Below are 13,389 nucleotides of genomic sequence, written 5' to 3'. Positions count from 1 at the left end.
CAGCCCGGACAGGGCAGCCGGTACGCGCACGTACAGCGCCCACTCCCGGCGGCGGACCGCGCCCAGCCCGGACACCACCGCCCGGTCCGCCGCCGCGTACAGCGGCAGCAGCACGAGGTCGTGCAGCAGCGCCGCGCCCACGACCCACAGCGCCACGCCGAACCAGTCGCCGGCGAGCAGGCGCACCCCCGCGTAGGCCGCGAGGGCGAACGAACAGGACAGCAGCAGGAGGTGCAGGGGGCTGCCGAGCGGGAGCCGCGGTGCGCGCATCACAGGTCTCCGAACGTCATGCGGGCCACCCACTTGGTGTTCAGCACACCGGGCGCCGCGGGCACGATGATCCGTGCCGGGTAGCCGTGGTCGGGGGACAGCTCCTCGCCGTTGACGTACAGGGCGAGCAGGGAGCGCGGGTCGGCCACCTGGCCGGCGCTCAGGGCGGCCTTGCGGAAGGCTCCGTGCCGCTGGAGGGACTCGACGAACACGTCCGGCGGGTCGTCCTCGTGGCCGACGAGGGCCGCGAGGTCGCGCAGCCGTACCCCGCGCCACCACTGGTCCGGCGTGGACCAGCCCTCCACACAGGCGATGGGCAGCGCCGAGCTGTGCAGGGCAAGCCCGGCGAGCCGGGCGCGGCTGAGGCGGACCGTTCCCGTACGCCCCGTCACCACGAGCCGCCACGCGTCCCCGGCCGTTTCCGCCGTGTCGATCCCGGCGTACGCGGCGGTCTTGTTGATCTGGAAGCCGTTGGGGCCGCTGCCGGGTTCGGCGCCGCCGTGCGGGGCGAGGAGGGCGGTGCGCCTGAGCGGGCCGCCGAAGTTCTGCCCCACGGTCGTGGCGAACAGCAGCAGTGAGCCGCCCCCGACGAACCACAGGGCGCCCCGCCGGGAGACGGTCGGTTCGGCGGGGCGTGGGGACACCAGGTCGCTCCTCTCCTCCCGCAGCCGCCGCAGGTTGCGCAGTGCGGTGGGCGCCTTCAACAGGACGTGGGCCACGAAGGCGGCGAAGAACACCCAGGCGCCGTAGAAGTGCAGGGGGTAGAACGAGCCCGGGAAGACGTAGTCGACCTGGACGTTGAGGACACCGGTCACGAACTCGAACAGGCCGCCGCCGACCAGCAGGAGCAGCGAGATCCGCTCCAGGGCGTGAGCGAGCGAGCGGGCCGGGGGCAGGGCGAACAGCCTCGGCACGACGGACCACAGCTTGGCGAGCAGGACGGGGATCAGGGTGATGCCGAGGGTGACGTGGACGCCCTGGTTCAGCCGGTACAGCCAGTGCGGGTTCGTCGGCCAGGAGAAGAGGTAGAAGCCGAGGATCCCCTTGTCCGGGGTCTTGTCGTTGACCGGCGACAGGTTGGGGTTGTAGGCGGCGTACGAGAGGAGTCCCGTCACGAACAGCACCGTGATGCCGGCGAGCAGGACCAGGCCCAGCACCGAGGTGAACCGGGGGCCGCGCAGGGGGCTGCGCCAGAAGCCGGGGGACGTGGGGAGCCGGGGATCGCGTGGATCGTCTCGCATGAGCCGACGGTAGGCCGTGAGGACCCCGCGGGAGGGGGTGCGACCCATGACGAAACGCTGACGTCGGGCCCGGTCGGCGGTCCGCGGCCGGCTGTGCGGCCTAGCGTGCCGGTGTGATCCGCACCCCGCCCTCCGCCCCGCCGTCCCTCGACCTGCGCCGTGATCTGTACGCCGCCGCGGCGGCCGTGCTGCTCGTGACGGTGTCCGTGGCGGCCGGCCGCCACATCGAGGACACCCGCCGGACGCTGTTCGTCGACTGGCCACCGCTGCTGGCCTCCTGGGCGCCGCACCTGGGCCCCGGCACGCCGGCCGCCGTCCTGGTGGCGATCGCCACCGTCGCCCAGGGTCCCGCGCTGGCGGCCCGCCTCCCCTGGCGCGCCCTGCTCCCGGCAGCCTGGGGAACGGCCACGGCGTGGATCTTCTCCCTCGCCCTGGTCGACGGCTGGGACCGGGGCATCGCGCGCCGGCTCACCACCCGGCACGAATACCTCCAGGTCGTCGACCGCTTCCATGACATCCCGGCGGCGCTGCGGGGCTTCACCGGGCACATCCTGCTGGACTCCCCCGACAACTGGCCCGCCCACGTCGCCGGGCATCCGCCCGCCGCCACCCTCACGTTCGTGCTGCTCGACCGGACCGGGCTGCGGGGCGGGGGGTGGGCGGGGGTGTGGTGCATCGCCGTCGGGGCGACCGCCTGCGTGGCCGTGCTGGTCACGATCCGCGCGCTGGCCGACGAGACGCTCGCCCGGCGGGCGGCCCCCTTCCTGGTCCTGGCACCGGCGGCCGTGTGGATGGGCACTTCGGCCGACGCGTACTTCGCCGCGGTGGCGGCGTGGGCGGTGGCGCTGGCGGCCCTGGCCGTGACCCGGAGGTCCCCGGGGTGGGCGGGCGCGTCCGGGGTGCTGTTCGGCCTGACCTGCTACCTGTCGTACGGCCTGACGCTCGTCGCGCTGATCGCCGCGGCGGTCCTGGTGCTCGGCCGCCACGGGATCCGGGAGCACCCGGCCCTGCCGGTGGCGTGGCTCGCCGGACTGGCCGTGGTCCCCGCGGTGTTCACGCTCGCGGGCTTCGACTGGTGGGAGGCCTACCGCCTGCTGGTCACGCGCTACGGCGAGGGCGCGGGCGGTATCCGCCCCTACGGCTACTGGGTATGGGCCAACCTGGCCTGCACGGTGCTCGTCACGGGACTGGCGACGGCGGCGGGGGTGCGACGGACGGCGGCCGTACTGGTCCGGCGTCGCACCGGGACCCGGGCCGGCGTCCGCCTGGCGTTCCTGGTCTCCGCCGCGCTCCTCGCCCTGCTGGTCGCCGACCTGTCCGGCATGAGCAAGGCGGAGACGGAACGCATCTGGCTCCCCTTCGCCCTGTGGCTGCTCCCGGCCTGCGCGTTCCTCACCCGGCCCCGCGCCTGGCTCACCGCCCAGGCGCTGCTCGCGCTGCTGCTCAACCATCTGCTGATCACCGGGTGGTGACCCCTGCCGACGGCAGGTCTCTCGGCGGGGGCTGCCAGGCGGCCGGGCCGGTGTCGGTGAGCGTGACGGTGCCGGCGTCGGGGGCGAGGTCCGGTGCCGGGCGCAGGCAGGCGGTGATCTGCTTGCCGGTGCCGAAGGGCGCGACGGCGACTTCCGCACTGACCGCGTGCACCACGTGCATGCCGTGGCCGCCGAAGCGCTGCCCGTCGCGCTTGCGGACCACCGGCTGCTCGGCGGAGGTGTCCCACACGCTGATGGCCAGTCCTTCGTCGGAGAGCCGCAGGAGCATCCCGCAGGGGCCGGGGGCGTGCCGGATCGCGTTGGTGACGAGTTCGCTGACGACCAGTTGGGCGTCGATCGCCAGCGGGGCCGGCACGGGCGTGCGGCCGGTACACGGTACGTGCGCCAGGAACGCCTGCAACGCGCGGCGCGCCTCGACGGCGCACGCGGCGCCGTCGGCCCAGACAGCGGCGCAGTGCAGGGCGGCCTGCTCGTCCGTGCCCGGCTCATCTGCCGCCTGCTTCATAAGCGGGATGACCATGTAGGGCTCTTTCATTGTGATGCGTGTTGCTCAGTGGCCTTTCGGACGTCGCTTACCCCGCCACGGAGCACGCATACTGCCGACCGTCCGCCGTTGTGGTGTGCTCTGCGCCGCATGTCCTGCGGCCGAGGGACGGAACGACGGGGGCCGGCTCCACACGTTCGTCAGACTCGGTTGATCCGGGCGGCGATTCCGTGACCGATCAGCAAATAGATGACCGCCGGAAGTCCATGATTGAGGACTACGCGCAACCCTTCTGTGTTCATCGTGAAAATGTCCTGCGCCCAACCGGAAAGCCAGTCCGCCGTTCCGTGCACGAACTCGACAAAAGGATTCCCCTGATTGGCGTCGAGGAGATAAAGCACGATCCACAGGCCCAGCAGACCGGCCGCGATATCGGCGATCGTGCAGATCGTGAGGGCCGCCCGACGTGCGGTGGCCTGGTTGCGGGCGGTGCGGTCGGGCGGCCTGGGCTGGTCGTACGACTGGTACGCGGAGGCCGGGTCGGTGCCGTTCACGAGAGATCCCATCGATGGTCGGATGCGTCGGCCGGCCGCCCGGGCGAAATGACACCGGGAGCGATATTCGGTTTCGGCCGGCTTTTCTGCCCTCTACAGCGTCGTTCGATTGCCGCCGCGTTACACCTCGCGCCACGGAAACAAGAACACTGTGGCCCCACGGCGGATACTGAGGGCCGGCCGATGCCCAGGACGAGCCCCGCGGCCAGGGCGACGCAGGCACCGACGACGCTGCGCGGCAGGCCGGCGCCGGGTTCTGTCGCGCGACGGATACGGCCCAGGACCCTTGCTCCGTCCGCCCGGACGCGGATCGCACCGGCCCCTTCGAAAGACGCCCCGGGAGAGCCGACGTCCGAGCGCCGGCACCTGACCACCGAGCCTGCTCCTCTAGTACCTGACCTGCCCTGATTCAAGAGCGGCAGGCGGAGATCAGGACCACATTCTCGGCGAGGGAAACGTCACAGCCGCGCCCACTCCTGCTCCTTCGTTAACGTGGCCTAACATCCGAGCATGACGGTCCTGCCTGACGACGGGCTCGAACTGGCCGGCGAATTCCCTGACGTGCCCCACGAGCAGTGGCAGCGCCTTGTGGCGGGTGTCCTGCGCAAGTCGGGCAAGGACGTGGAGGGCGCCGAGGCCGAGGAAGCCCTGTCCACCGCCCTGGAGGACGGGTTGCGCACCCGCCCCCTCTACACCGCCCGTGACTCCGCGCCGGAGCCGGGCCTGCCCGGGTTCGCGCCTTTCGTGCGCGGCGGCCGGGCCGAGGGCAACACCCTCGGCGGCTGGGACGTACGGCAGCGGCACACGGTCGCCGACAACGGCCCGGTGCTGACGGACCTGGAGAACGGCGTCACCTCCCTCTGGCTGGGTGTGGGCGGCTCCGGTATTCCGGTGCCGGAGCTCGGGCGGGTGCTCGACGGGGTCCATCTCGACCTCGCCCCCGTCGTCCTGGACGCCGGGGGCGACACCGAGCCCGCCGCGCGGGAGTTGCTGCGGCTGTACGAGGAGCGCGGTGTCGCCCCCGACCGGGCGCGCGGCAACCTGGGCGCGGATCCGCTGGGCCAGGAGGCACGCAGCGGACAGCAGGGCGACTTCGCGCCGGCGGCCGGACTCGCGCGGCTGTGCGCCGAGGGGTACCCGGGGCTGCGGGCGCTGACCGTGGACGCGCTGCCGTACCACGAGGCCGGGGGCTCGGCCGCCCAGGAGCTGGGCTGCTCGCTGGCCACCGCGGTGGCGTACCTGCGGGCGCTGACCGGCGCCGGGCTCGGTGTCGAACAGGCCTGCGCGCAACTGGAGTTCCGGTACGCGGCGACCGCCGACCAGTTCCTGACGATCGCCAAGCTGCGGGCCGCGCGCCGGCTGTGGGCCCGGGTGGCCGAGGCCTGCGGGGCGCCGCGCGCGGGGGCGCAGCTCCAGCACGTCGTGACGTCACCGGTGATGATGACGCGCCGCGACCCGTGGGTGAACATGCTGCGCTCGACGATCGCCACGCTGGCCGCGGGGGCGGGCGGGGCCGACGCGGTCACCGTGCTGCCCTTCGACCACGCCCTCGGCCTGCCGGACGCGTTCGCGCGCCGGATCGCCCGCAACACCTCCACGATCCTCATCGAGGAGTCGCACCTGGCCCGGGTGATCGACCCGGCGGGCGGCTCCTGGTACGTGGAGCGGCTCACCGACGAACTCGCCCACGCGGGCTGGGAGTTCTTCCGGCGCATCGAGCGGCTCGGCGGCCAGGCGGCGGCCCTGCGCTCCGGGGACCTCGCGCGGGACCTGGCCGAGACCTGGGAGGCGCGCACCGGCAGGCTGGCCAAGCGCCGCGAACCCATCACCGGTGTCAGCGAGTTCCCGTTCCTCGCGGAGAAGCCGGTGGTGCGGGAGAGCGCGCCCGAGCAGCCGTCCGGCGGGCTGCCGCGGGTGCGCCGTGACGAGGCGTACGAGGCGCTGCGCGCCCGCTCCGACGCCCACCTCGCCGCGACCGGCTCCCGGCCCCGGATCTTCCTGGCCGCGCTCGGCCCGGCCGCCGCCCACACCGCGCGCCTCACCTTCGCCTCGAACCTGTTCCAGGCGGGCGGCATCGAGCCGGTCACGCAGGGCACCTTCGAGGAGAGCGGCGCCACCGAGGCATGCCTGTGCTCCAGCGACGCCCTGTACGAGGAGCAGGCTGAGGCGGTGGCCGGGCAGCTGAAGGCCGCCGGCGCCGCGCACGTGTTCCTCGCCGGTCGGCCTGGGGAGCATCCCGGTGTCGACGGTTACGTCTTCGCGGGCTGTGATGCCGTCGCCGTGCTGTCCGCCACCCTCGACCGCATGGGAGTGTCCTGATGGGAATCCCCGACTTCTCCGGGATCGAACTGGGGATGCCGGCCCCCGACGGCGGCGCCGACGAGTGGCGCACGGCGGTCAAGAACGCCTCCGGCGGGGACGACCTGCTGTGGGAGACCCCCGAGGGCATCGCGGTCAAGCCGCTGTACACGGGCCGTGACCTGGAGGGATTGGACTTCCTGGAGACGTACCCGGGCGCCGCGCCGTATCTGCGCGGCCCGTACCCGACGATGTACGTCAACCAGCCCTGGACGATCCGCCAGTACGCCGGCTTCTCGACGGCCGAGGAGTCCAACGCCTTCTACCGGCGCAACCTCGCGGCCGGCCAGAAGGGCCTGTCGGTCGCCTTCGACCTGCCCACGCACCGCGGCTACGACAGCGACCATCCCCGGGTGACCGGTGACGTCGGCATGGCGGGCGTGGCCATCGACTCGATCTACGACATGCGGCAGCTGTTCGACGGCATCCCGCTGGACAGGATGACCGTGTCGATGACGATGAACGGCGCCGTGCTGCCGGTGCTGGCGCTGTACATCGTGGCGGCGGAGGAGCAGGGCGTACCGCCGGAGAAGCTGGCCGGGACCATTCAGAACGACATTCTGAAGGAGTTCATGGTCCGCAACACCTACATCTATCCGCCGAAGCCGTCGATGCGGATCATCTCCGACATCTTCGCGTACACCTCGCAGCGGATGCCGCGCTACAACTCCATCTCCATCTCCGGTTACCACATCCAGGAGGCGGGTGCGACGGCCGACCTGGAGCTGGCCTACACGCTCGCGGACGGCGTGGAGTACATCCGGGCGGGCCGTGAAGCGGGCCTGGACGTGGACGCGTTCGCGCCCCGGCTGTCGTTCTTCTGGGCGATCGGCATGAACTTCTTCATGGAGGTCGCCAAGCTGCGCGCGGCGCGCCTGCTGTGGGCGAAGCTCGTGAAGCAGTTCGACCCGCAGAACGCCAAGTCGCTGTCCCTGCGCACCCATTCGCAGACCTCGGGCTGGTCGCTGACCGCGCAGGACGTCTTCAACAACGTCACGCGTACCTGCGTCGAGGCGATGGCGGCGACCCAGGGGCACACGCAGTCGCTGCACACCAACGCCCTCGACGAGGCGCTCGCGCTGCCCACCGACTTCTCGGCGCGCATCGCCCGCAACACGCAGCTGCTGCTCCAGCAGGAGTCCGGCACGACCCGGGTGATCGACCCGTGGGGCGGCAGCGCGTACGTGGAGAAGCTGACGTACGACCTGGCCCGGCGGGCCTGGCAGCACATCGAGGAGGTCGAGGCCGCGGGCGGCATGGCCAAGGCCATCGACGCGGGCATCCCCAAGCTGCGCATCGAGGAGGCCGCGGCCCGCACCCAGGCCCGGATCGACTCGGGCCGCCAGCCGGTCATCGGCGTCAACAAGTACCGGGTGGAGACCGACGAGCAGATCGAGGTCCTGAAGGTCGACAACTCCTCCGTGCGGGCGCAGCAGATCGAGAAGCTGCGGAGGCTGCGCGCGGAGCGGGACGAGCGGGCCTGCCAGGACGCGCTGGACGCGCTGACCCGGGCCGCCGGCGGCGAGGGCAACCTGCTGGAGCTGGCCGTGCACGCGGCCCGCGCGAAGGCGACCGTCGGGGAGATCTCCGACGCCCTGGAGAAGGTGTACGGCCGGCACGCGAGCCAGATCCGTACGATCTCCGGCGTGTACCGCAACGAAACCGGAGAGTCCCCGAGCGTGGAGCGCACCCGCACCCTGGTGTCCGCCTTCGAGGAGGCGGAGGGCCGCCGCCCGCGCATCCTGGTCGCCAAGATGGGCCAGGACGGCCACGACCGCGGACAGAAGGTGATCGCCACCGCCTTCGCCGACCTCGGCTTCGACGTGGACGTCGGCCCGCTGTTCCAGACGCCGGCCGAGGTGGCCCGGCAGGCCGTCGAGGCGGACGTGCACATCGTCGGCGTCTCGTCGCTGGCGGCCGGTCACCTCACGCTCGTCCCGGCGCTGCGCGAGGCGCTGGCCGAGGAGGGGCGCGAGGACATCATGGTCGTGGTCGGCGGGGTGATCCCGCCGCAGGACGTGCCGACGCTGCTGGAGATGGGAGCGGCGGCCGTCTTCCCGCCCGGGACGGTGATCCCGGACGCGGCCCACGACCTGGTGCGGCGGCTGTCGGACGGTCTCGGGCACGAGCTGTGATCGATGTCGACGCGTATGTGAAGGGCGTGCTCGACGGGAAGCGGGCGATCATCGCCCGTGCCATCACGCTCGTCGAGTCGACGCGGCCCCAGCACCGGGCGCTGGCACAGGAGCTGCTGACCGCGCTGCTGCCGCACAGCGGCCGGGCCCGGCGGATCGGCGTCAGCGGGGTGCCGGGCGTGGGCAAGTCGACGTTCATCGACGCCTTCGGCACGCTGCTGACCTCGCTCGGGCACCGGGTGGCGGTCCTGGCCGTGGATCCCTCCTCCAGCCGTACGGGCGGCTCCATCCTGGGTGACAAGACCCGGATGGAGCGCCTGGCCGTGGACCCGGCGGCGTTCGTGCGCCCCTCCCCCACGGCCGGCACGCTGGGCGGGGTCGCCAAGGCCACCCGCGAGTCGATCGTGGTGATGGAGGCGGCCGGCTACGACGTGATCCTGGTGGAGACGGTCGGCGTCGGCCAGTCCGAGACCGCCGTCGCGAACATGGTCGACACCTTCCTGCTGCTCACCCTCGCCCGCACCGGCGACCAGCTCCAGGGCATCAAGAAGGGCGTGCTGGAGCTGGCCGACGTGATCGCCGTCAACAAGGCGGACGGGCCGCACGAGCGGGACGCCCGGGCCGCCGCACGCGAACTGGCGGGCGCGCTCCGGCTGATGCACGGCAAGGACGCGTTCTGGACGCCGCCGGTGCTGCACTGCAGCGCCCGCGAGTCGACCGGCCTGGACACCCTGTGGGAGCGGCTGGAGCAGCACCGCACGCTGCTGGACTCCACGGGCCGCCTCACCGCCAAACGCCGCGACCAGCAGGTCGACTGGACCTGGAGCATGGTCCGCGACGAACTCCTCGGCCGCCTCCGGGCCGACCCGGCGGTACGGGCCCTGGCGCCCGTGCTGGAGCAGCGGGTCCGGGAGGGCGAGCTCACCCCGACGCTGGCCGCCGAGCGGATCCTCGGCGCGCTCGGCGGCGGTTCCGAGGCGGCGGGTTCCTGAACCGGAAGCAACCGGAACGGCGATTTCGCATACCCGGCTTGCATGACTATGCAAAGTGATACATACTCTTTCTATGTCCAAGGTCCTCACCTCCCTGCCCGCCGGCGAACGCGTCGGCATCGCCTTCTCGGGCGGTCTCGACACCTCCGTCGCGGTCGCGTGGATGCGCGACAAGGGCGCCGTCCCGTGCACCTACACCGCCGACATCGGCCAGTACGACGAGCCCGACATCGCCTCGGTGCCCGGCCGTGCCAAGACCTACGGGGCCGAGATCGCGCGTCTGGTCGACTGCCGTGCCGCGCTGGTCGAGGAGGGCCTGGCGGCGCTGACCTGCGGCGCGTTCCACATCCGCTCGGGCGGGCGGGCGTACTTCAACACCACCCCGCTCGGCCGCGCCGTCACCGGCACGCTGCTGGTGCGGGCGATGCTGGAGGACGACGTCCAGATCTGGGGCGACGGCTCGACGTTCAAGGGCAACGACATCGAGCGGTTCTACCGCTACGGCCTGCTCGCCAACCCGCACCTCAGGATCTACAAGCCCTGGCTGGACGCGGCCTTCGTGACCGAGCTCGGCGGCCGCAGGGAAATGTCGGAGTGGCTGCTGGCCCACGGCCTGCCCTACCGGGACAGCACCGAGAAGGCGTACTCCACGGACGCCAACATCTGGGGCGCCACCCACGAGGCCAAGACGCTGGAGCACCTGGACACCGGCGTCGAGACGGTCGAGCCGATCATGGGCGTCCGGTTCTGGGACCCGTCGGTCGAGATCGCCGCCGAGGACGTGACGATCGGCTTCGCCGAGGGCCGCCCGGTGTCGATCAACGGCAAGGAGTTCGCCTCCCCCGTCGACCTGGTGATGGAGGCCAACGCCATCGGCGGCCGGCACGGCCTCGGCATGTCGGACCAGATCGAGAACCGGATCATCGAGGCCAAGAGCCGCGGCATCTACGAGGCCCCGGGCATGGCCCTGCTGCACGCCGCCTACGAGCGGCTGGTCAACGCGATCCACAACGAGGACACCCTCGCCCAGTACCACGCCGAGGGCCGGCGCCTCGGCCGGCTGATGTACGAGGGCCGCTGGCTGGACCCGCAGGCGCTGATGATCCGCGAGTCGCTCCAGCGCTGGGTCGGCGCCGCCGTCACCGGCGAGGTGACGCTGCGGCTGCGGCGCGGCGAGGACTACTCGATCCTCGACACCACGGGCCCGGCGTTCAGCTACCACCCGGACAAGCTGTCCATGGAGCGCACCGAGGACTCCGCGTTCGGTCCGGTGGACCGGATCGGCCAGCTCACCATGCGCAACCTCGACATCGCGGACTCACGCGCCAAGCTGGAGCAGTACGCCGGCATCGGTCTGATCGGCACCGGCAGCCCCACCATCGGCGCCTCCCAGGCCGCCGCGACCGGTCTGATCGGCACCATGCCGGAACTGCCGCAGGGCGGCGCCCAGGCCATCGCCTCCCGGGGCGAGGTCTCGGAGGAGGACGCCTGGCTGGACCGGGCGGCGATGGAGTCCGGGACGGACTGACCCCACGGCACAGCGGGAGGCCGGCCCGACGGGATGTCGGGCCGGCCTCCCGGCGTGCTACCGGCCGGGAGCCGCCGCGCCTTCGGCGAACGCCTCGTCCGGCAGGCATCCCTCGACTCCCAGCTCCTGCCCCATGGTGAAGGCGTCGACCCGCTCGGACGCGCTCCCGTGGTCCCCTTCCTTCGTCCAGGGGGTCTTGTCGGCGTCGCGGACGAGAGCCGTATGGATCTCGTCGACGTCCCCCTCCTCGAAGACGACCGTTCCGTCCTGCGCGGCACCCTCCAGTTCCGCACCGGCCAGGCAGTCCGCCTGCAATTCACCGTCGACCGTCCGGAGTTCGGCGTCGAGGCGGTTCTGTATGGCATGACCCCACTCGTGCGCGACGACCAAGTACACGAACGCGTCTCCGTACGCGTAGCCGAAGCGCATGAGGTCGGTGTCCCAGGCGACGTAGTCCTCGTCCGTGCTGCAGTAGACGGCGTTGTCGTCGTCCAGCGGTTGCCCGTCACAGGTGGGGGCGTCGGAAGAAGCGCCGTCGTACTCGCCCAGGACCGTGGGCGGGACGTAGGTCTGTGTGAAGAACTCGGACCAGTGGGCGTCCCAGTACGCGTCGACGCCCTGCACGGCCGTCTCGATGTCCTGGGTCATCTCGTCGTCCGGCGCGGCGAAGGCGTGACCACCCGAAACGGTCAGCAGGGCGGCGGCCAGTCCCGCGCACACGCGCATCCGATGCCGATGGGCCATGGTTGACTCCGCAACATGACGATGTCGCAACGGGGCCGCGCCAGTTGGCGAGGGCCGGGCGTTGCCCTTGGTGCCTCCCCATCAGTCAACGCCGATACGTCGTCGGCCGCATCCCCGCACCTCGTGCCCCGCCGGCCCGTACCGGCGGGGCACCGCGCTCAGCGCGAGCCGGCCATCTCCGGAACCGGTGCGTCCAGGGCGTCGAGGCCGCGCAGGATGTCCTCGACGCGCTGCTTGGCGTCACCGAAGAGCATCTGGGTGTTCTCGCGGAAGAAGAGCGGGTTCTGCACGCCCGCGTACCCGGCGGCCATGGACCGCTTGAAGACGATCACGTTGGCCGATTCCCACACGTGCAGCACCGGCATCCCCGCGATGGGGCTGGAGGGGTTGTCGGTGGCGGCCGGGTTGACCGTGTCGTTGGCACCGATGACCAGCACGACCGAGGTCGCGGCGAAGTCGTCGTTGATCTCGTCCATCTCCAGGACGATGTCGTACGGGACGTTCGCCTCGGCCAGCAGCACGTTCATGTGCCCGGGCAGCCGCCCGGCGACGGGGTGGATGCCGAAGCGCACCTCCACGCCCCGCTCGCGCAGCTTGCGCGCCAGTTCGGCCACCGGGTACTGCGCCTGCGCCACCGCCATGCCGTAGCCCGGCGTGATGATCACCGAGGTGGCGTTGCCGAGGAGATCCGCGGTCTCCTCGGCGTTGATCTCCCGGTGCTCGCCCTGCTCGCCTTCCTCGGCCGCTGCCGCCGGCGTCCCGAAACCACCGGCGATGACGGAGATGAAGGACCGGTTCATCGCCTTGCACATGATGTACGACAGGTAGGCGCCGGAGGAGCCGACCAGCGCGCCGGTGACGATGAGCAGGTTGTTGGCCAGCAGGAACCCCGACGCCGCGGCGGCCCAGCCGGAGTAGCTGTTCAGCATGGAGACGACGACCGGCATGTCACCGCCGCCGATCGAGGCGACCAGGTGCGCGCCGAGGGCGAGTGCGATCACGGTGACCGCGATGAGCAGGCCCATGCCGGGGCGTACGACGAACGCCGCCGTGAGCCCCACGAAGGCCACGAGTGCGCCGATGTTGAGGACGTGCTTGCCGGGCAGCGTGAGCGGACGGGAGTTGATGCGCGCCGAGAGCTTCAGGTACGCGACGACGGAACCCGTGAAGGTGACGGCGCCGATGAACACCCCGATGAACACCTCGGCGTGGTGGATGGCCAGCAGCGAGCCGGACAGTTCGGCGTCGACGTCGAGGTAGCCGTTCCAACCGACGAACGCGGCCGCCAGACCGACGAGGCTGTGCATGATGGCGATCAGCTCGGGCATGCCGGTCATCTCCACCACCCGGGCCCGCCACAGGCCGATGCCCGCGCCCAGTGCGGTGGCGAGGGCGATCAGCACCAGCCCGGTGGTGGTGATGCTGCGCGAGGCGAGCCCGACCGTGGCGGCCAGGGCCACGACCATGCCCGCGATGCCCCAGACGACTCCCGAACGGGACGTCTTGTGCTGGGAGAGGCCGGCGAGGCTGAGGATGAACAGCAGCGCCGCGACGACGTAGGCGGCCTGAGCGGCCGTGTCTGTGGTCATC

Annotated in this window: 10 protein-coding genes; 5 read left to right on the top strand and 5 right to left on the bottom strand. The window is 71.8% G+C overall.

What is annotated here, in order from left to right; genetic code table 11:
* Positions 1-269: 269 nt before the first annotated feature.
* Entirely contained in the window at positions 270-1,511 is a 1,242-nt protein-coding gene (locus GTY56_RS02310; RefSeq protein ID WP_161361936.1) for a molybdopterin-dependent oxidoreductase, read from the bottom strand.
* A 113-nt stretch (positions 1,512-1,624) separates the two neighbouring features.
* Here GTY56_RS02310 and GTY56_RS02305 point away from each other — a divergent pair, with 113 nt between their 5' ends.
* Complete coding sequence (locus GTY56_RS02305; protein WP_524540066.1) at positions 1,625-2,983, top strand: hypothetical protein; 1,359 nt, start codon at positions 1,625-1,627, stop codon at positions 2,981-2,983.
* Here the strand turns inward: GTY56_RS02305 and GTY56_RS02300 are convergent.
* Both GTY56_RS02300 and GTY56_RS02295 read right to left on the bottom strand, forming a co-directional pair.
* Positions 2,970-3,524 (bottom strand): ATP-binding protein, encoded by a 555-nt coding sequence (locus tag GTY56_RS02300; RefSeq protein ID WP_161361934.1) that lies wholly within the window; start codon positions 3,522-3,524, stop codon positions 2,970-2,972. The two genes, GTY56_RS02305 and GTY56_RS02300, sit on opposite strands and share 14 nt — an antisense overlap.
* 164 nt (positions 3,525-3,688) lie before the next feature.
* Entirely contained in the window at positions 3,689-4,042 is a 354-nt protein-coding gene (locus GTY56_RS02295; protein ID WP_161361933.1) for a hypothetical protein, read from the bottom strand.
* A 510-nt stretch (positions 4,043-4,552) separates the two neighbouring features.
* Here GTY56_RS02295 and GTY56_RS02290 point away from each other — a divergent pair.
* The 4 genes from GTY56_RS02290 to argG all read left to right on the top strand — a co-directional run bounded on the left by GTY56_RS02290 (position 4,553) and on the right by argG (position 11,055).
* Positions 4,553-6,361: a methylmalonyl-CoA mutase family protein gene (locus GTY56_RS02290; protein WP_161361931.1), complete on the top strand. Its 1,809-nt coding sequence runs from the start codon at positions 4,553-4,555 to the stop codon at positions 6,359-6,361.
* The gene (scpA, locus tag GTY56_RS02285; protein WP_161361929.1) at positions 6,361-8,535 is read left to right on the top strand and encodes a methylmalonyl-CoA mutase; all 2,175 of its coding nucleotides are present in this window, start codon (positions 6,361-6,363) and stop codon (positions 8,533-8,535) included. Before GTY56_RS02290 ends, scpA begins: the two co-directional genes overlap by 1 nt.
* The gene (gene meaB, locus GTY56_RS02280; RefSeq protein WP_161361928.1) at positions 8,532-9,527 is read left to right on the top strand and encodes a methylmalonyl Co-A mutase-associated GTPase MeaB; all 996 of its coding nucleotides are present in this window, start codon (positions 8,532-8,534) and stop codon (positions 9,525-9,527) included. Before scpA ends, meaB begins: the two co-directional genes overlap by 4 nt.
* 73 nt (positions 9,528-9,600) lie before the next feature.
* The gene (gene argG, locus GTY56_RS02275; protein WP_161361926.1) at positions 9,601-11,055 is read left to right on the top strand and encodes an argininosuccinate synthase; all 1,455 of its coding nucleotides are present in this window, start codon (positions 9,601-9,603) and stop codon (positions 11,053-11,055) included.
* 57 nt (positions 11,056-11,112) lie between these two features.
* Here the strand turns inward: argG and GTY56_RS02270 are convergent, their stop codons facing one another.
* On the bottom strand, positions 11,113-11,799 hold the full coding sequence (locus GTY56_RS02270) for a neutral zinc metallopeptidase (RefSeq protein ID WP_161361924.1): 687 nt from the start codon (positions 11,797-11,799) through the stop codon (positions 11,113-11,115).
* Between the two features lie 158 nt (positions 11,800-11,957).
* A complete protein-coding gene (gene pntB / locus GTY56_RS02265; protein ID WP_161361922.1) occupies positions 11,958-13,388 on the bottom strand; it encodes a Re/Si-specific NAD(P)(+) transhydrogenase subunit beta in 1,431 nt (476 codons plus the stop codon).
* Between the last annotated feature and the right edge of the window lies 1 nt (position 13,389).

The sequence above is a fragment of the Streptomyces sp. SID5643 genome (assembly GCF_009872555.1).
Taxonomy (GTDB): Bacteria; Actinomycetota; Actinomycetes; order Streptomycetales; family Streptomycetaceae; genus Streptomyces; species Streptomyces iakyrus.
The sequence above is the reverse complement of the archived record's forward strand: the minus strand, read 5'-3'. Positions and strand labels throughout refer to the sequence as shown.